Below are 18,352 nucleotides of genomic sequence, written 5' to 3' on the forward strand. Positions count from 1 at the left end.
TCAAGAGGCTCTTTTTTTATGAGAATAACGATTTAATAGCATTAATAATATCAACAAAGAATTGCTTTAATTTATCAAGAAATGATTGGCCTTCTTCTGACTGAAGAAATGTTGTTACTTTTTCCTTTGTCGCGGAAAGCTGGTCTTTTACTTGATTCCAATCGATATTCATATCTTTTAAACGATTGAAAAAGTCAACAAGTGTATTAAGCTCTGAATCTGTTAATTTAATACCTAAATCATCAGCCACTCGCTGAATTAACGTGCGTAAATCGTCCTTTGTTTGAGGATTTTCTTTGGCAATTTCTTCTTTGATTGTTGCCATAAACTGCGCTGCTTTTTCTTTACCGATTTTTTCACCAAGCTCAGATGTCTGGACCATCTCTTCATTAGCTGCTTTTTTTACTTCTTCTGGGATTTTTTGATCTGTTTGAACTTCATATGCTTTCATAATACCTGTTAAAGCAGCTGTACCAGATACTTCAAATGGAGCGGTAATCTGGATTTTTGCATCTTTAACGCCGGCGGTCATCAAAGCATTAATATACATGTCGTCTGTAATACCATTAATATTTTGAGTTGATACGCTTAAACCAGAATCTTTTGAACCAAGGGTAATACTAGAAGATGAAATAGCACGAGATCCAATAGTAGCCTTTGGAATAAAGTCACCTAAGTATTCATGCTCTTCTTGGTTTGTCACGGTTACTGTTTGAGCATTGCTTGGTGCATCAAGGTCATTTAATACCTGCTGTTTCTGAGAGCTGGTTAAGTCCTGACCTAATGTAATAATCACATCGCCAGGAGCAGCATCTGCAAAACTTTTTAAGGGTGCGGTTAGGAATAGAAGAAGACCTAATGTCACCATCATTGCTTTTATCGTTAATTTCAAACCTTTTTCCTCCTTTAATCCCATACTTGCCCTATTATAATACGGGCAGGTCTGAAGTAACAGAGTCAATTCATCATTTTCCCATAAATCAGTCTAGAGGCGTAGATTTCTATATAAAATGAAATCTATGTATCTCCATCACTGTATTAGACGGATGATACTATAAAAAGTTTCATCTCACAACTACTATTTTTTATTTAGAGCCCTACGAGAAGAAAGTGAAAAAGTGCATTCATTGAATTCATGAGCTTGTTTGTAGTAGAATAGAGTGAGTTTATAAATGTAAGTGTTCTGCCTCTAGGTGGCATTTACAACTTTTACGTTTTGCCGCTTTGACGGGGAAGATAGAGCCTGTAGCGGTACTAATACATATATTGGAGGTCATTTATATGAAAAAAGCAAGTATTTTAATGGAAAATGGCGAAAAAATTCTAATCGACTTATTTCCGAACGAAGCACCAGGAACAGTAGAAAACTTTGAAAAGTTAGCTAATGAAGGATTTTACAACGGCGTAACGTTCCACCGCGTTATCCCTGGGTTTGTTTCTCAAGGAGGAGACCCAACTGGTACAGGTGCTGGCGGCCCTGGCTATTCAATTAAATGTGAAACAGAAGGAAACCCTCACAAACACGAAGCGGGTTCTCTATCAATGGCACATGCTGGTAAAGACACAGGCGGCAGCCAGTTCTTTCTTGTTCACGAGCCACAGCCTCATTTGAACGGTGTTCACACTGTATTTGGAAAAGTAACAGAAGGACTTGATACAGTGTTAAAAATGAAAAATGGCGACGTAATGAAAGAAGTAAAAGTCTGGGAAGAATAAGAGCATACTTCCATAAATGGATATCAGCTAATAAAACGTCATAACAACCTTTTGCAGGGGGTTACGGCGTTTTTTCTTCGCGCAACAGCTCAAAAAGCGTAATAGATTAGGTTTCTCATACGCGCATGACATATGACAAGCTTTTGTGTAATATTGCTATTTACTTATAAATTTTGTATGATAAAAGCAGTAAAAAACGCAGCGCATTAATTTGTAGGAAAGTTTGAGGACGAGGGAGAATCGTATGCTTATTCGCTATAAACGAAACTATGAAAAAATTGCCATGGGTCTTCTATCGTTTGTACCTACGGAAAAAGATTTGAAAAAACTTCAACAAACGATGAAAGAATATGAGCAAAACGAACATTGGCAGCTGTATCTTTGGAAGCAAGAAGAAGATATTATTGGAATTGTTGGCATTTCTATGCTCGATAAAAGTTTGATTGAGGTTCAACACGTCAGTGTAAACCCTTCACACCGCCAACAGGGCATTGGCAAAAAAATGATTAAAGCTCTTAAAGAAATGTATACGACTGCACAAATTAAGCCGAGTGAAATCATCGCTCCGTTTTATGAAAAGTGTCAGGCGGATGAATAAAAAAAGCATGATTAGTTAAGGGGCGAAAGCTTCTTTCACATCGTAGTCATCATAAAACAACAGGTAGCTTCTAGCTACCTGTTGTTTTGTTTTGCCAATAAGTTCGCTTGTCTTTCCGCAATCACATCTGAACGATCTCGCGTACTGTGACGATGAATAATCGCATCATTTTGCAGATTAGAAGCTGATAACCAGACAAGCTGTTTATCAGTGCTTCTTTGTTTGCAAGCTCGTAATAATGCTGGATCTTCAATAGGCAAGTTAATACTTTTATATGGCTGATAGGTATCGATTAAAGCTAATTGTTTACGAAGAAGTTTAAGCAGTGAAGGATAATTAAGTCCAAGCTGTGTAATATTTTCTTCTTCCTTCGTTAAAATGGCCAGTGCCTTTTGCATCGTTCTTTTGGCTCCGGCTAAATTTTGGCGTCGATGATGATAGAGTGAAACAGCAATTTGAATAAGGCCAACCCAAATAATATTGCGATGTCCTCTTTCGTCTTTTTTCCAGTGTTCTTCTAGCAGTTCATGACATTCAAAGTAATCCCGGTCGCCATGAAAATGAACTAAATAATCAATATAGGCTTGTGAATACAATCTTGTTCCCTCCTGGTAAGACTCTATATGTAGTGTATCACAAAAGTTAGCTATTCATCAGCGCTGTGCCTTTAAAGAGACAAACGTGCTCAAGGTATGGCGAACACGTTTGTTTTTATTCAATATGTGTGGTTAGAAGCGTAAGCAAGAACAACCAACAATAATTAATAAAATAAACAGTACAACAATTAAAGCGAAACCGCTACCGTATCCACAAGATTTTTCACCCATGCGAGTTCCTCCTTTAGTCATTTCAAAATGTTATTACCTTGACATCATATGTATGTTTAAACTTTTTGTATGGGCAAATGACCTATTTTTACGTTAATTTGTATTGGACATGTGTCTATAATCCTCTATACTAATGATAGTAACGTTATATAAAGCAGCAGAAATGATAAGCAATTGAAAAGTGTTGGTGAGATAAAAGTGGAGTATAGTGTAAAAGTAGATGCGTTTGAAGGACCTTTAGATCTTCTTCTGCATTTGATTAACCGATTTGAAATTGATATTTACGATATCCCAGTAGCGACAATTACTGAGCAATATATGATGTTTATACATACAATGAATGAGCTTCAGCTAGACGTTGCCAGTGAATATCTAGTCATGGCAGCAACTTTGCTTCAAATTAAAAGTAAAATGCTTCTGCCTACGTATGAAGAAGATATGGATGAAATTGAAATGGTCGATGAAGAAGATCCGCGTGAAGAATTGATGCAGCGCTTAATTGAATATCGAAAGTTTAAAGAAGCGGCAGTAGAGCTTCAAAAGCTGGAAGAAGACCAAAGTCATGTGTATACAAAACCTCCAAGTAATGTGCAAATAAATGCAGAAGAACGTACGCAGCCTCAGGACGAAGGATTGGATATATCACTGTATGATATGCTAAGTGCTTTTCAAAAGTTGATGAAACGAAAGCAAAACAAAAAGCCTATGCAGACGAAAATAGCAAGGCAAGACATTCCAATTGACAAGCGCATGAGTGAAATTGTGAATGAATTAAAAGCCTTTAAAGGGAAAAAAAGTTTTTATCAGCTGTTTCCTTATCAAGAGCGTGATCATATTGTTGTAACGTTTTTAGCTGTGCTGGAATTAATGAAAGAAAATAAAATCGTTGTGGAACAGCAGCACAATCTAGACGAGCTTTATGTATCGTATCGAGAAAGGAATGAAGAGGAATGACAACGAATAATCTACAGGCTATTATTGAGAGCTTACTTTTTGTTTCTGGTGATGAAGGTCTATCTATTAGCCGGTTAGCTGAGATTATAGAAAAGCCTCATGAAGACATTCAAGGTGCTTTGGAGAGCTTAGAGCAAGAGTGTAAGTTCAGAGGAGTTACACTCGTTGAAATAGGAGGGGCGTATCAGCTTGTTACAAAAAAAGAGTATGCACCATATATTGAGAAGCTCGTAGAAGCTCCTGCTAATCAATCATTGTCACAAGCAGCGCTTGAAACGTTAGCTATTGTAGCATATAAGCAGCCAATTACAAGAGCTGAAATCGAAGAGATTCGCGGCGTGAAAACGGAAAGGCCTCTTCAAACTTTAATTGGAAAGGTTCTGTTAAAAGAAGTGGGACGAGCGGAAGGTGCAGGGCGTGCCATCCTGTACGGGACGACGAAAGAATTTTTAGGCTATTTTGGGCTTAAAAGTATCGAAGAGCTGCCGCCGCTTCCAGAAGATTTATTACAAGAAGGAACCGATCAAGAGGCAGATTTGTTTTTTCAATCGTTTCAAGAAATGAAGTAAAACCGTAAAAGAACATAGACTTTTTTCTATGTTCTTTTTTGTATGGACAAATCTTTTCATTCATAACCAAAAAAGACGAGCATAAACTTGTACAAACAGGTAGAGGGACGGGGATGACATGAAAAGAAGCAAAAAAAGTATCATCTATCTATTTATTGTACTGCTATGTCTCAGCGGTTGGCCTTCCGTATCATCTGCAGCAGGGAGTGTAAGTGCTCATAGTGCTATTTTGATGGAACAGAAGTCAGGAAGAGTGTTATATGCTAAAAATGCAGATCAAGTTAGCCGGATTGCTAGCATCACAAAAATTATGACAGCAATACTGGCGATTGAATCTGGCAAAATAAATAAAACAGTTACCGTTAGCCACAAGGCAGTTGGCGTTGAAGGTTCTTCTGTGTATTTAGTTGAAGGTGAAAAAATAAAATTAAAAGATTTAGTGTATGGCTTAATGCTTCGTTCAGGTAATGATGCTGCTGTAGCTATCGCAGAAGCCGTTGGAGGAAGCGAAGATGGATTTGTTTATTTGATGAATAAAAAAGCAGAAGAAATTGGCATGACGAATACAACATTTCAAAATCCGCATGGATTAGACGATCATGAAAATCATCGCTCAACAGCGTACGATATGGCTCTGCTCATGCGCTATGCAATGAATAATAAAATTTTCAAAGAGATTTCAGGAACAAAAGTCTATCGAATGAAGCACCCTGAAGAGAAATGGGATCGAGTGTGGAAAAACAAAAATAAACTGCTGACAACACTATATGCATACTGTACTGGCGGAAAAACAGGATATACAAAATTAGCAAAACGAACGCTTGTGACAACTGCTACAAAAGATGGAATGAATTTAATCGCCGTAACGATTAATGCGCCAGATGATTGGAACGATCACATTTCCATGTATGAAAATGCATTTGATAAATATGATATGACCAGTTTGGCTGCAAAAGGCGAATTGGCAGATATAAAGGATTCCTTTTATAAAGATCAGCTGTATATTAAACGAAATGTCGTCTATCCTCTTACAAAAAAAGAGCAGAGCTCTGTAGAAGTGAAAACAACGTTAATTCAGCCTAAAAAGAAGTGGAAAGAAATGGGGGAAGTTCCAAATGTGGTAGGGAAGCTCGATATTTATAGAAGTGGAGAAACGATTGACAGTGTTCCTATTTATTTCGAAAAGCAAGCCGAGCAGCAAAAAGGTTTCTTTGATCGAGTGAAGCGATTAATGTTTATTCAGTCTGGAGCCAAAACAGATGGTTAATATTATTTGGATGCTGCTGACCATTATCGGAATTGTTTTTGCAATTATAAATGGGAAAATTGGTGATGTAAACAAAGCAATTTTTCAAGGAGCAGGCGAAGCGGTGACCATCAGCATTGGGTTAATCAGCGTGCTGGTCTTTTGGTTAGGTATGATGAATATTGCTCAAAGTGCTGGGCTTCTCGACAAGTTAGCGAAACTATTTCGACCCATTATTACCAGACTTTTCCCTGATGTTCCAAAAGATCATCCGGCCTTAGGGTACATATTGTCCAATATGATGGCGAATATGTTTGGACTCGGGAATGCGGCAACTCCTCTTGGCATTAAAGCGATGGAGCAGCTTAAAAAACTGAACGGCGACAGAGATGAAGCAAGCCGTTCTATGATCACACTTTTAGCACTTAACACAACCAGCTTAACGCTTATACCGACCACAGTTATTGCCATTCGAATTACGTATAACTCGGCTAATCCTACTGAAATTGTGGGTACCACGCTTTTAGCAACTGTTGTAGCTACGATAGGAGCTATCATCATTGATCGCTTCTTTTATTATCGACGTACACGAAAAGGAGGAAAACGAAAATGACGATGCTTAATCAAGTATCATTGATGTTTATTCCTCTTATCGTAGGATGTATTTTACTTTATGGAACCTATAAAAAAATTCCTACGTATGAAAAGTTTGTAGAGGGAGGAAAAGACGGATTACAAATTGCTTTTTCCATCATTCCTTACTTAGTCGGCATGTTAGTGAGCATCTCTATTTTTCGAGCTTCAGGAGCCCTTGATTTTTTCTTATCTGTTTTAAAACCTATGCTGCAAGCAGTTGGCGTTCCGGCAGAAATTGTACCTTTAGCTCTTATTAAACCGATATCTGGAACGGCTGCCCTTGGTATCACGACGGATCTAATTTCTACATACGGACCTGATTCTTTTATCGGTCGTTTGGCATCGACCATGCAGGGAAGTACAGATACCACGTTTTATATTTTAACGGTTTATTTCGGAGCGGTAGGCATTAAAAAAATGGGAGATGCGCTGAAAGTTGGTTTACTGGCAGATTTGGTAGGGATTATTGCATCAGTTGTCATCGTAATCCTTGTATTTGGCCGGTAAGAAATCGAAAATTCTACCTCTGTGTAGCAAATAGACTTGTGTATTACTTCGTAAACAAGTAAGATGTTACAAGAGGTGAAGTGTTAATGGAACGATTACAAAAAGTGATTGCTCACGCAGGTGTAGCATCAAGACGTAAAGCTGAAGAATTAATCGGCCAAGGCCGAGTGAAAGTAAATGGAAAAGTTGTAAAAGAATTGGGCACGAAAGTAGGTCCTAACGATAAAATTGAAGTAGACGAAGTGCCGGTAGAAAGCGAAGCACCCGTTTATTTTATGCTATACAAACCAAGAGGCGTGATTTCAGCTGCTAACGACGACAAAGGAAGAAAAACAGTCGTTGATTTCTTTCCACATGTAGAAGAAAGAATTTATCCCATTGGACGTCTGGACTATGATACGTCGGGTCTACTTCTTTTAACAAATGACGGTGAATTTGCCAATCAGCTAATGCACCCGAAATTTGAAGTGGACAAAGTGTATGTGGCTAAAATTAAAGGAATTCCAAGTCGTGAAAAAATCAGACAGCTGCAGCGCGGAGTGATGCTTGAAGACGGAAAAACAGCACCAGCTCGTGCAAAAGTTCTTTCCATTGATAAAGGCAAGCAGACGGCGATCGTAGAACTGACGATTCACGAAGGGAAAAATCGTCAAGTACGTCGCATGTTCGATGCAATCGGACATTCTGTATTAAAGTTAAAACGTGAGCGCTACGGACCTTTAGACTTACGCGGATTAAATGCAGGAGAAGCACGCGAGCTTACAGCTCATGAAGTCAAACAATTATATTCAATGTCTCAAACAGGTAAGTAATTTTCACTTACCTGTTTTTTTTATGAAAAATGTCGTGAATTAGAAAATCAAGCAAGGTTTTTCGAAAAAATGTCGAACTTGTAGAATGAGAGGAAGACTTCACAGAAACGTCGAAATATTATCGGAAAGCCACTACCAAAAAAATGATATAATGGTAGAAAAAAAGCGTATTGAAAGCGGTTAAAAGGAGTTCGTGCCATGAAAAAAAAGCGCTTGATTATTCGAACAGTTATATTAGCAATTTTACTGTGCGCGGTTGGATATACCCTTTATGCTCAATTTTTTGCTGATAAACAAAAGGTAGCGGTAGGAGATGAGGCACCTGACTTTATATTAAGAGATATTAATGGAGAAACTCATCAGCTATCAGATTACAAAGGTAAAGGAGTTTTTTTGAATTTTTGGGGAACATGGTGCAAGCCCTGTAAACAAGAGATGCCGGCTATGGAAAAGCAGTATGCAGCATATAAAAAGCAAGGCGTTGAAATTTTAGCTGTTAACGTTGCAGAAACGAATATAGCAGTAGAGCAATTTGCTAAACAATACGGGCTATCGTTTCCAATTTTGATGGATAAAGATTCACAAGTTTTGGGTGCGTACGGGATAGATCCTCTTCCGACTACATTTTTAATTGATAAAAACGGAAAGATTGTAGACAGCTTTATTGGCGGGTTGGAAGAATCTAAAATAAAAGAAGATATGGAAGAAATTAAACCATAGGGAGTGTTGACAATGAAACACGTGAAATGTGAGTGTGGACACGTTAACCCGCATGGTACGATTTTGTGTGAAGCCTGTGGTAAACCAATTGCAGAAGAAACAACTGAAAAATTAGTAGATATGCGTTATGAAGGAAGCGCAAGGCGATCGCAAACGTACAATAAAACAGTTATCGATAAAGTATGGAATTTTTTCTCTTCTGTAAAGGTAGGCATTTGGATCATTATTGTGACGCTTGTTGCGTCTGCAGTCGGAACCATTTATCCTCAAGAAGCTTACATACCTCCTAATGTGACAGCCGATGAGTATTATCAAAAGGAATATGGATGGACAGGAGAGCTTTATTATAAGTTAGGTTTTCATCATTTATATGAATCTTGGTGGTACTTGCTTTTAATTGCTGCTTTAGGGATGTCGTTAGTCATTTGCAGTTTAGATCGAGTAGTACCTTTGTACCGAGCTCTAAAAAAGCAGAGTGTAACAAAACATCCAAACTTCTTAAAAAGGCAGCGTTTATATAGCACTTCGTCATCGTGGACGGATCAAGATTATGAACATGTAAAAAGCATGCTTAAAAAAAGAAGATACTCTATTCGCGAAGAAAACGGCAATCTGCTGGCTGAAAAAGGACGCTTCTCAAGATGGGGTCCATACGTTAATCATATCGGTCTCATTATCTTTTTACTAGGTGCTATGCTTAGATTTGTACCAGGTATGTATATAGATGAAGTTCTTTGGATCCGTGAAGGTGAAACAAAAGTTATTCCTGGGACGAACGGAGAGTATTTTTTGAAAAACCATCGTTTTACTGTTGAAACGTATGATAAAGATAGTGAAAGTGCCGTGTTTCAAGAAGCAATTGATCGTGCAGGGAATAATAAAGTAGCCAAAAAATATGAAGCGGATGTTAGTCTGTATAAGCGCGAAGGAAAGCGTATACCGGGAGCAGACCCAAAGCTAAAGAAAATAAAAGATTCAGAGATTCGTGTGAATCAGCCGCTTAAGTTTGAAGGATATGCCATGTACCAAGTGGACTTCAAGTTAAATGAGTTTAGCTCTATGTCTTTCCATTTAACAGATAAAAATGCAAATAGAAACGTTGGTTCACTTACAGTAGATTTACATAATCCAAAAGAAACATATGATTTAAAAAACGGATATAAAGTCAAGCTCATGAGTTACTTTCCGGACTTTTTCTTTGATGATGAAGGAAATCCAAATACAAAGACAAGAGTGCCTAACAACCCGGCTTTTGTATTTAAAATGATTACGCCTCAGCATAAAAAAGGCGAAGTTGCTTTTGTTGGAATTAGAGAGAACTTGGAGCCGCTAGGAAATAACGATTATAAAATGACCTTTGCTGGTGTGGAAACGAAAAATGTAACGGGATTAACCGTTCGCAGAGACTATACGCTTTGGTTTTTAGGGATGGGCGGAGCCATCTTTATGATTGGTGTGATTCAAGGGATGTATTGGAATCATCGTCGCATGTGGATTCAGAAAGTCAATAATGAGATATGGTTGGCCGCACATACAAATAAAAACTGGTATGGTCTTAAAAAAGAATTAAATGGTTTATTAGAATCAACATCCCTTACACAGCTGAAGGACCAAAATGATAAAGAAACAAAATAGGAGGAAAAAGCATGGATTACGCGAGTATAAGTAGTAATTTACTGTATGTGGCGTTTATTGCTTATTTAGTTGCAACCTTTTTTTTCGGTGGAGCTATTCGAGATAAGCGAGCAGCTCAAAAGAAAACAAAGTGGGCAACGTTTGGAATTGCGGTTACCATCATCGGCTTTATTGCACAGATTGGCTACTTTATTACAAGATGGATTGCATCAGGCCACGCTCCTGTTAGTAATTTATTTGAATTTACGACGTTTTTTGGCATGATGCTTGTTGGCGCATTTATTGTTATTTACTTTATTTATCGTCTTAGCATGCTTGGACTTTTTGCCTTGCCGGTCGCTCTTTTAATCATTGCTTATGCAAGTATGTTTCCAACTGAAATTACGCCGCTGATACCGGCTCTCCAAACGAATTGGCTGCATATTCACGTTACAACCGCAGCTACGGGTGAAGCCGTGCTTTCCATTAGCTTTGTTGCAGGATTGATTTATTTAATCAAAACAATTGACCAATCCAGGCGAAACAAAAAAGCATTTTGGCTGGAATTCATCCTGTATACGCTTATTAGTACGCTTGGGTTTGTAGCGGTGACGCTGGCTTTTAATGCGGCTCACTACGAGTCATCATTTAATTGGGTTAATAAAAGTGGAGAACAAGAGCAAGTCGTATATCATATGGTTCCGCTAGTGGGGCCGCATCAAAGTGAGTGGACAGCCGGGAACGATATACAGCCGCTTATTGATATGCCGGCTATTATCAATGCTAAAAAATTAAATACGGTTATTTGGTCGTTAGGCGGCGGATTTGTCTTATATTGGCTGATTCGTTTCATTTTACGGAAGCGAATTGGAGCTGCGCTGCAGCCGCTTGTGAAGCAGGTAAACAGCGACTTGCTTGATGAAGTAAGCTACAGAGCAGTGGCAATTGGATTTCCTATTTTTACACTAGGAGCACTTATTTTTGCTATGATTTGGGCTCAGATGGCCTGGACGCGCTTTTGGGGGTGGGACCCCAAAGAGGTGTGGGCGCTGATCACCTTTTTATTTTACGCTGCTTTTCTTCATCTTCGGCTGTCTAAAGGGTGGCACGGTGAAAAATCAGCTTGGCTGGCAGTTGGCGGGTTTGCCATCATTATGTTCAACTTAGTGGCTGTGAACCTAATTATTGCAGGTTTACATTCATATGCGTAACCTTTAAAAATAGAATAGGGGCTTAAACAAAGATATTTTAGTTGAAGGAAGATCCGAACGAATGAGATTCTTGATGGAGAATCTCATTCGTTCGGATTTTTTCATTGAGAGGGTGAACGCAAGGTTCGTGTATGTAGGTGCCTATAGCCGTGGAACAAGCGACCCCTACTAGCTTCTCTATTTTATTTATTCAGCTGTAGATTGCATGGATTTCGTTGCGTCTCAGCCTCTTTTTGGTAAAAAAAGCTGTTTTTCATAAAGGTGTTCACGAATTGTCACATTGTTTGGGTATCATAAGTAGAACTCGCCGGTTTTTTTTTGTACACTAAGACTAGGAGGTTGAAAATACATGCAAAACGAACAAAGGTTACTGCTAGTAGACGATGAAGATCGCATTAGACGATTGTTAAAAATGTACTTAGAAAAAGAAGGATACATCATTGAAGAAGCAGCCGATGGGCATGAAGCAATCGAAAAAGCGTTACACATAGATTATGATTTGATTGTATTAGATTTAATGATGCCCGGCATAGATGGTATTGAGGTTTGTAAACAAATTCGAGAGAAAAAAGCAACTCCTATTATCATGCTTACAGCTAAAGGGGAAGAAGTAAACAGAGTCCAAGGGTTTGAAGTAGGTACAGATGATTATATCGTTAAGCCGTTTAGCCCAAGAGAAGTGGTTCTTCGCGTAAAAGCACTGCTTCGACGTTCTTCTCAAGCAACGTTTATCCAACCAGAAACGAGCGTGAAAAATCTTATTGTCTTTGATCACTTAACGATTGATAATGATGCACATCGCGTTACAGCAGACGGAAAAGAAGTTAACTTAACTCCAAAAGAATATGAATTATTATGCTACCTTGCAAAAACGCCAGATAAAGTATATGACAGAGAACAGCTGCTGCGTGAAGTATGGCATTATGATTTCTTTGGAGATCTTCGTACAGTAGATACGCACGTCAAGCGTTTGCGTGAAAAGTTAAATCGCGTATCGTCACAAGCGGCGAAAATGATCGTAACCGTTTGGGGAGTAGGGTATAAGTTTGAGGTTGAAAATAACTGATGTTTTGGAGAAGTGTAGTTGGTAAACTATGGTTTACTATCCTATTGCTCGTCACGCTTGTTTTATTTATTTTGACCATTTTACTGCTTCAGTTTTTTGAAAATTATCATGTTGTAGATGCAGAAAACCGTTTAACTAAAACGGCTGCTAAAATCTCTACCATTGTGCAGGAAACGGACGATGAAAAACTAGGACTATCCATTGCTCGTGAACTTGCAGACCAAGCAAGTGTAGTTATTGTTCAAGATAAAGATTTCTATTGGCATTCCACACATCCTGATAAAGAAAATAAGAAAGCTATTTCGGCCATCGTTAAACAAAACGATCAGTTAAATCAAGTGGTTGAAAAAGGTAAAGTAATACGGGAAAAAATGTACATGACCACAAAGAAAGACACGAGCGATGAGCCTTTAATGTTTGTTGTCGGTGTACCTTTAATGAAAGATAACAAACCAACAGGCGGCGTTTATTTGTATCAATCTCTTTCTGAAATTGAAGAACCCGCTCAATATACGACTAAGTTCATCTTATTGGCTGCAGGTATTGCTATTATTTTAACTACTATCTTTGCTTTTTTCTTATCCACTCGAATTACAGCGCCTCTTAGAAAAATGAGACAGGCGGCATTTGAAGTAACAAAAGGCAACTTTGATACAAAAGTACCTATTTTAACTCACGATGAAATTGGAGAGTTAGCGATTGCCTTTAATCAAATGGGCAGGCAGTTAAAGTTTAACCTCAATGCGCTCAATCAGGAAAAAGAACAGCTTTCAAGTATTTTAAGCAGTATGGCAGACGGTGTTATTACGTTTAGTAGGGACGGATCGATTTTAATTACCAACCCCCCAGCGGAGCATTTTCTTCAGACTTGGTATTACGAGCAGGATGTCAACAATCAGCAGGTGCCTGAACTTCCAGCAAACGTCGTCCATTTGTTTCAAACGGTAGTAGAGACTGAAACGGAGCGAAGTGCAGAGTTAAAAATTCAAGGGAAAACGTGGGTCATTTTAATGTCACCGCTTTATAATCAAACGAAAATTCGCGGTGCTGTAGCTGTACTACGGGATATGTCTGAAGAGCGTAAACTTGATAAATCGAGAAAAGATTTTATTGCAAACGTGTCTCATGAATTACGTACACCTATTTCTATGCTTCAAGGTTATAGTGAAGCTATTATTGATGATATTGCAAGTACGGATGAAGAAAAGAAAGAAATTGCACAGGTGATTTATGATGAATCACTTCGTATGGGCCGGCTTGTAAATGAGCTTTTAGATTTAGCGCGAATGGAAGCGGGACATGTGCAGCTTCACTTAGAATCTGTAGCAATGGTTGAATTTACAGAACGTGTTTTGCGCAAGTTTCAAGGGTTAGCTAAAGAAAAACATATTAAACTGTCTCTTAATGGAAAAATAGAAGATGAATTTGAAGCGATGATTGATTCAGACCGAATGGAACAAGTGCTGACAAACTTAATTGATAATGCCATTCGTCATACGGATGACTACGGAGAAGTAAAGCTGCATCTTGATAAAAGTCAATCCGAAATCCATTTTTCTGTTCAAGATACAGGAGCAGGCATTCCAAAAGAAGATCTTCCATTTGTATTTGAGCGATTTTATAAAGCGGATAAAGCCAGAACGAGAGGAAAGTCAGGAACTGGTCTTGGGCTTGCGATCGCTAAAAATATCGTGGAGGCTCATCAAGGGATCATTGCGGTTGAAAGTGAATTAAATGAAGGAACAACTTTCTTTATCAAACTGCCAAAGTAAACACATGCTAACTAACAGTTTTTCTTCGGCTGAAATAATAAGAATAGCAAAGAGATGTGATTCAGTGGAGAATCACATCTCTTTATTTTTTCTATAAACAAGTCTAAAAGAGAAGGAATTGGCATATAGTATGTTTTGTGTGCAATGATCTACATAGGAGGTTCTTTCTTCATGATTGATGTGTTAAGAAGAATATTGGTTGTATTAGTGATGGGGTTGTGTATAGGTCTTTTATTTTGGGGCGGACAAATGGTAAAGGCAGAAGAGAAGCAGTGGGAGTGGCCAGTTGAAGGAGTCTTAACTGATATATTTGGTTCTCGTCACGCCAAACACTTTGGAATTGATATAGCAGCACCTGTTGGTACACAGGTGTATGCTGTTGCAAAAGGAGTGGTGAGCCGCTCTTATTATTCAAATACATACGGACAAGTTGTTTTTATCAAACAAACGAATGGGTACGAAACGGTGTACGCTCATCTAGATGAACGTTTTGTAACGGAAGGAAATTCTGTAGCAGCAGGTCAAAACATTGGACGAGTTGGCAATACAGGGCGATCTTCAGGTGCTCATTTGCATTTTGAAGTTCATCAAGGAATTTGGAATCCGGGTAAAACCAATGCAGTGAACCCACTTGCGAAATTGGACAAGCAAAAGCTATCCGCATACGTAAAAAGCGATTTAGCTGCGACGGTTTTTCAACAGTTGCATTCCGCTCCCGATAACTGTATTCTTATACATCAAGGAGATACATTGTCTGAACTTGCGGCCAAATATGAAGTCGATGTGGAGCAGCTAAGAAAGTGGAATCATTTAGAGAACACCGCTTTAAATGCAGGACAAGTGTTAAAAATAAGTCCATAAAAAAAGAGCCGCTAAGGCTCTTTTTTTCAAGGTCACAATTCAATACGCTGTATGGTCACAATCTCGCTTGTTTGTTTTAATGAAGTGATGACAGAATCATCTAAAAGTTTATCGAATGTGAGCATCATAATGGCTTCTCCGCCCTTTTGCTTACGGCCCACTTGCATGGTAGCAATGTTAATACGTAAATCTCCAAGTACTTTCCCTACATTTCCAATAACTCCGGGCTGATCACTGTGACGGATATAAAGAAGATGTCCTTCTGGATAAAAATCAATATCAAACGAATCAATATTAACAATTCGAGGTCCATATCCTGCTATATAGGTTCCCGTAATGGTAAATGTACGCTGTTCGCCTGTTACTGTAACGTCAATTATATTAGAATATCCTTGCGTATCTTCCGATGTTTTTTCACCAAATGTAATTCCTCGTTCTTTGGCAATCATAGAAGCATTGACTTCATTAACAGGTGAGTCAATACGATGGGTTAAAAAGCCTGATAACAAGCTCCGTGTAATATAGGTGGTTTCTAAGTCCGTCACTGTACCTCCGTAGGAGATAGAGATATGCTGAACAGGTTCTCGCATGCATTGAGATAAAATAGCTCCCATTTGTTTGGTAAGGCTCGTAAACGGCTGAATTTTTTCAAAAACTTCTTTAGAAAGCGTTGGTAAATTGATGGATGAACTTACAGGATTACCTTCTAGAAAACGCAGAACGTCATGTGCCACGTCTTCAGCAACGTTAAGCTGGGCTTCTTTTGTAGAAGCGCCTAAATGAGGAGTTGTAATAACTTGATCAAAATGTAACAAAGGATTATCCAGCGGCGGCTCAACTTCAAATACGTCAATAGCTGCACCTTGAACATGGCCAATTTCTAAATAATGAACTAAGGCTTTTTCATCAATGATCCCGCCGCGTGCGCAGTTTAATAAAAACACGCCCTTCTTTGTTTTGGCTAACGTGTCATGATTGAGCAATCCCTTGGTTTCTTTCGTAAGCGGAGTATGCACCGTAATAACATCTGCTGCTGCTAGTAATTCGTCCAAGGATAATAGTTCTACGCCTAGCTTTTCAGCTCGGGAAGAGGTTAAAAAAGGATCGTAAACGTGAACGCTCATATTGAAGGCTTTTGCGCGTTTGGCAAGCTCTGAGCCAATTCGTCCAAATCCGATAATGCCCAGGTGTTTGCGATTAAGCTCTGTTCCAACAAATGCTGAGCGATTCCATTCGCGCGCTTTAACTGACGCATTCCCTTGGGGAATATGCCGAAACAAGCTAGCCATCATAGCAAATGTATGTTCCGCCGTTGAAATGGTATTTCCGTTCGGCGCGTTAATAACAACAACCCCTCGTTTGGTTGAGGCTTCAATATCAATATTATCGACACCTACTCCAGCGCGGGCAACAATTTTTAAATTTGGCATTTTTGCCAGCAAATCTTCTGTAACCGTCGTAGCACTCCGTACTAAAAGCGCATCGTACGTATGCAAATCATTCTCAACTTCTTCAACTTTTTTTCGCGTAAGATTCACATGAGGAGCTTCGAGTAGTGGAGCAAGACCTTCGTTGCTAATTGAATCAGCTACTAATACATTATACATGACGTGAACATCTCCCTTGGATTTTACTATCATCAAATATTTGATAATTTACCATGTTAAAAAAATTCTGTCAATTATATTTTTCGAACTTTACAATTAGTTATCAAATACGCGATTATAAACGTAAAATTGAAACTATAAATATGTCATAATACTGTTGGTTATGCACTTATTTCTTTATTTTACATATAAAACAGTAATGAAGTTTATAAAAGACATCAATTTAATAGGAATTAAAAAACTTCTTTATTTACTTTTAATTCGAGATAACATATAATAAATTCATAATTAAATATTGGTCTATCTTCGGGGCAGGGTGAAATTCCCGACCGGCGGTAAAAAACAAATTGTTTTGAGCCCGCGAGCTTATATGTCATACATACGAGCAGATTTGGTGAAATTCCAAAGCCGACAGTACAGTCTGGATGGGAGAAGGTGGAGGTTCAGCGTTCAAAACCTAATGTGATGAACGTTTATTAAATATGCCTGCCATGCCTCCTCTCAACGAATCATTTGTTGGGAGGTTTTTGTGTGGGGATATGAAGTTGAACCTTTCTTCTTTGAAGAGTGGATCACAAAGAAGGAGAGAGGCAAGATGCAACAAAGTAAGAAAACTCAAAAGCTGGTTATACTAGGAATGTTAAGTAGTATTGCTTATATTTTAATGATGATTAATTTTCCGATTCCTGGATTACCTCCGTTTTTAACAATTGATTTTAGTGAAATTCCTGCACTCGTAGCAGCACTTGTATTTGGACCTATGGCTGCTGTTATAGTAGAAGGAATAAAAAATTTATTGAATTATTTAATTCAAGGAAGTGCCACAGGGGTTCCGGTTGGTCAAGTGGCGAACTTTGTAGCTGGTTTACTGTTCGTTCTTCCTGTATCATACATGTTCCGCCGATTTAAAACAGCTAAAGGTGTAACGATAGGTTTGGTTACGGGGACGGTTGTAATGACGGTACTCATGGCTGTCTTAAATTATTATGTCTTTTTACCGGCGTATACAATCTTCTTACAATCGCCAGAAATGTCTAGTGAACAAGCACGTCAATATATCGTTGCAGGTATTTTGCCGTTTAACTTAATAAAAGGAGCAGCAACAGGGGTTATTTTTGTCTTATTGTTTTCAAAAATGAAGCAATGGATCACGCGCCGCGTTGCCGTTTAATTCAATCGCTCTCACGGTGAGAGCGATTTTTATATATAAAAAAACCTGCAGTATGCACTATACTACAGGTTTGTTCAATACTTATTCGAATTTATTAGCATCGCCTTCGAATTTTTCATCCGCTACGCGAATTGAATCCGTAGGGCAGCCTTCCATTGCATCCATCATATCATCTTCTAGATCTTCTGGAATTTCTACTACACCTTGGTTATCATCTAATGTTACGAATGCAATACCTTCATCATCATAATCATAAATGTCTGGTGCTGCTGCTCCGCAAGCGCCGCATGCGATGCAAGTATCTTTATCAACAATTGTATATTTTGGCATAACAAGACCTCCTGTAAAGTGTTCGAAAATTTCTCATTATATAATCTCTTCGCGAATCAAGAGTGAAATTTCTCCTTATTCATTGTAAAATGATTTATAAAACTTTTCAATAGAAAAGTCACTGAGAATGCTTAT

20 protein-coding genes and 1 riboswitch are annotated in these 18,352 nt (G+C 38.4%); of the genes, 15 read left to right on the forward strand and 5 right to left on the reverse strand.

Annotated features, from left to right (window positions below):
- Window positions 1–16 precede the first annotated feature (16 nt).
- Window positions 17–892 carry a DUF1002 domain-containing protein gene (locus SB717_RS08540; protein WP_013059065.1) on the reverse strand — a complete coding sequence of 292 codons (876 nt, stop codon included), beginning with the start codon at window positions 890–892 and terminating at the stop codon, window positions 17–19.
- A gap of 389 nt (window positions 893–1,281) precedes the next feature.
- On the opposite strand from SB717_RS08540, the gene SB717_RS08545 reads away from it, so the two are divergent.
- The gene (locus tag SB717_RS08545) at window positions 1,282–1,716 is read left to right on the forward strand and encodes a peptidylprolyl isomerase (protein ID WP_013059064.1); all 435 of its coding nucleotides are present in this window, start codon (window positions 1,282–1,284) and stop codon (window positions 1,714–1,716) included.
- A gap of 244 nt (window positions 1,717–1,960) precedes the next feature.
- Complete coding sequence (locus SB717_RS08550) at window positions 1,961–2,314, forward strand: GNAT family N-acetyltransferase (RefSeq protein WP_013059063.1); 354 nt, start codon at window positions 1,961–1,963, stop codon at window positions 2,312–2,314.
- A 74-nt stretch (window positions 2,315–2,388) separates the two neighbouring features.
- Here the strand turns inward: SB717_RS08550 and SB717_RS08555 are convergent, their stop codons facing one another.
- On the reverse strand, window positions 2,389–2,910 hold the full coding sequence (locus SB717_RS08555) for a DUF309 domain-containing protein (RefSeq protein ID WP_074677421.1): 522 nt from the start codon (window positions 2,908–2,910) through the stop codon (window positions 2,389–2,391).
- A gap of 132 nt (window positions 2,911–3,042) precedes the next feature.
- Window positions 3,043–3,141: a YjcZ family sporulation protein gene (locus tag SB717_RS08560; protein WP_170836726.1), complete on the reverse strand. Its 99-nt coding sequence runs from the start codon at window positions 3,139–3,141 to the stop codon at window positions 3,043–3,045.
- A gap of 198 nt (window positions 3,142–3,339) precedes the next feature.
- Here SB717_RS08560 and SB717_RS08565 point away from each other — a divergent pair, with 198 nt between their 5' ends.
- The 12 genes from SB717_RS08565 to SB717_RS08620 all read left to right on the forward strand — a co-directional run bounded on the left by SB717_RS08565 (window position 3,340) and on the right by SB717_RS08620 (window position 15,109).
- Complete coding sequence (locus SB717_RS08565) at window positions 3,340–4,095, forward strand: segregation/condensation protein A (protein ID WP_081350898.1); 756 nt, start codon at window positions 3,340–3,342, stop codon at window positions 4,093–4,095.
- Window positions 4,092–4,664: an SMC-Scp complex subunit ScpB gene (gene scpB / locus SB717_RS08570; protein ID WP_013059059.1), complete on the forward strand. Its 573-nt coding sequence runs from the start codon at window positions 4,092–4,094 to the stop codon at window positions 4,662–4,664. Before SB717_RS08565 ends, scpB begins: the two co-directional genes overlap by 4 nt.
- Before the next feature lie 118 nt (window positions 4,665–4,782).
- Window positions 4,783–5,931 (forward strand): D-alanyl-D-alanine carboxypeptidase family protein, encoded by a 1,149-nt coding sequence (locus SB717_RS08575; protein ID WP_410903576.1) that lies wholly within the window; start codon window positions 4,783–4,785, stop codon window positions 5,929–5,931.
- A complete protein-coding gene (locus SB717_RS08580; protein ID WP_013059057.1) occupies window positions 5,924–6,523 on the forward strand; it encodes a nucleoside recognition domain-containing protein in 600 nt (199 codons plus the stop codon). Before SB717_RS08575 ends, SB717_RS08580 begins: the two co-directional genes overlap by 8 nt.
- On the forward strand, window positions 6,520–7,053 hold the full coding sequence (locus SB717_RS08585; protein WP_013084923.1) for a spore maturation protein: 534 nt from the start codon (window positions 6,520–6,522) through the stop codon (window positions 7,051–7,053). Before SB717_RS08580 ends, SB717_RS08585 begins: the two co-directional genes overlap by 4 nt.
- An 86-nt stretch (window positions 7,054–7,139) precedes the next feature.
- Entirely contained in the window at window positions 7,140–7,865 is a 726-nt protein-coding gene (locus SB717_RS08590) for a pseudouridine synthase (protein ID WP_029714568.1), read from the forward strand.
- Window positions 7,866–8,063: 198 nt separating this feature from the next.
- Window positions 8,064–8,585, forward strand: a complete 522-nt coding sequence (gene resA / locus SB717_RS08595) for a thiol-disulfide oxidoreductase ResA (RefSeq protein ID WP_410903577.1) — start codon at window positions 8,064–8,066, stop codon at window positions 8,583–8,585.
- 12 nt (window positions 8,586–8,597) lie between these two features.
- Window positions 8,598–10,220: a cytochrome c biogenesis protein ResB gene (gene resB, locus SB717_RS08600; protein WP_029714570.1), complete on the forward strand. Its 1,623-nt coding sequence runs from the start codon at window positions 8,598–8,600 to the stop codon at window positions 10,218–10,220.
- 11 nt (window positions 10,221–10,231) lie between these two features.
- Complete coding sequence (ccsB, locus tag SB717_RS08605) at window positions 10,232–11,410, forward strand: c-type cytochrome biogenesis protein CcsB (RefSeq protein WP_029714571.1); 1,179 nt, start codon at window positions 10,232–10,234, stop codon at window positions 11,408–11,410.
- A 349-nt stretch (window positions 11,411–11,759) separates the two neighbouring features.
- Complete coding sequence (locus tag SB717_RS08610) at window positions 11,760–12,476, forward strand: response regulator transcription factor (protein ID WP_013059051.1); 717 nt, start codon at window positions 11,760–11,762, stop codon at window positions 12,474–12,476.
- Window positions 12,476–14,248 carry an ATP-binding protein gene (locus tag SB717_RS08615; protein WP_029714572.1) on the forward strand — a complete coding sequence of 591 codons (1,773 nt, stop codon included), beginning with the start codon at window positions 12,476–12,478 and terminating at the stop codon, window positions 14,246–14,248. Before SB717_RS08610 ends, SB717_RS08615 begins: the two co-directional genes overlap by 1 nt.
- A 171-nt stretch (window positions 14,249–14,419) precedes the next feature.
- Entirely contained in the window at window positions 14,420–15,109 is a 690-nt protein-coding gene (locus SB717_RS08620; RefSeq protein WP_029714573.1) for a peptidoglycan DD-metalloendopeptidase family protein, read from the forward strand.
- 32 nt (window positions 15,110–15,141) lie between these two features.
- On the opposite strand, the gene serA is transcribed toward SB717_RS08620, so the two are convergent.
- Window positions 15,142–16,716 (reverse strand): phosphoglycerate dehydrogenase, encoded by a 1,575-nt coding sequence (gene serA / locus SB717_RS08625; protein ID WP_029714574.1) that lies wholly within the window; start codon window positions 16,714–16,716, stop codon window positions 15,142–15,144.
- Window positions 16,717–17,014: 298 nt separating this feature from the next.
- Window positions 17,015–17,157: riboswitch (FMN riboswitch) on the forward strand.
- 154 nt (window positions 17,158–17,311) lie between these two features.
- On the opposite strand from serA, the gene SB717_RS08630 reads away from it, so the two are divergent.
- Window positions 17,312–17,887 (forward strand): ECF transporter S component, encoded by a 576-nt coding sequence (locus SB717_RS08630; RefSeq protein ID WP_028411530.1) that lies wholly within the window; start codon window positions 17,312–17,314, stop codon window positions 17,885–17,887.
- Between the two features lie 81 nt (window positions 17,888–17,968).
- Here the strand turns inward: SB717_RS08630 and SB717_RS08635 are convergent, their stop codons facing one another.
- Window positions 17,969–18,217, reverse strand: coding sequence for a ferredoxin (locus tag SB717_RS08635; protein ID WP_013059046.1), 249 nt, complete (start codon window positions 18,215–18,217; stop codon window positions 17,969–17,971).
- Window positions 18,218–18,352 lie beyond the last annotated feature (135 nt).

It is taken from the genome of Priestia sp. SIMBA_032, assembly GCF_046535215.1.
GTDB lineage: Bacteria > Bacillota > Bacilli > Bacillales > Bacillaceae_H > Priestia > Priestia aryabhattai.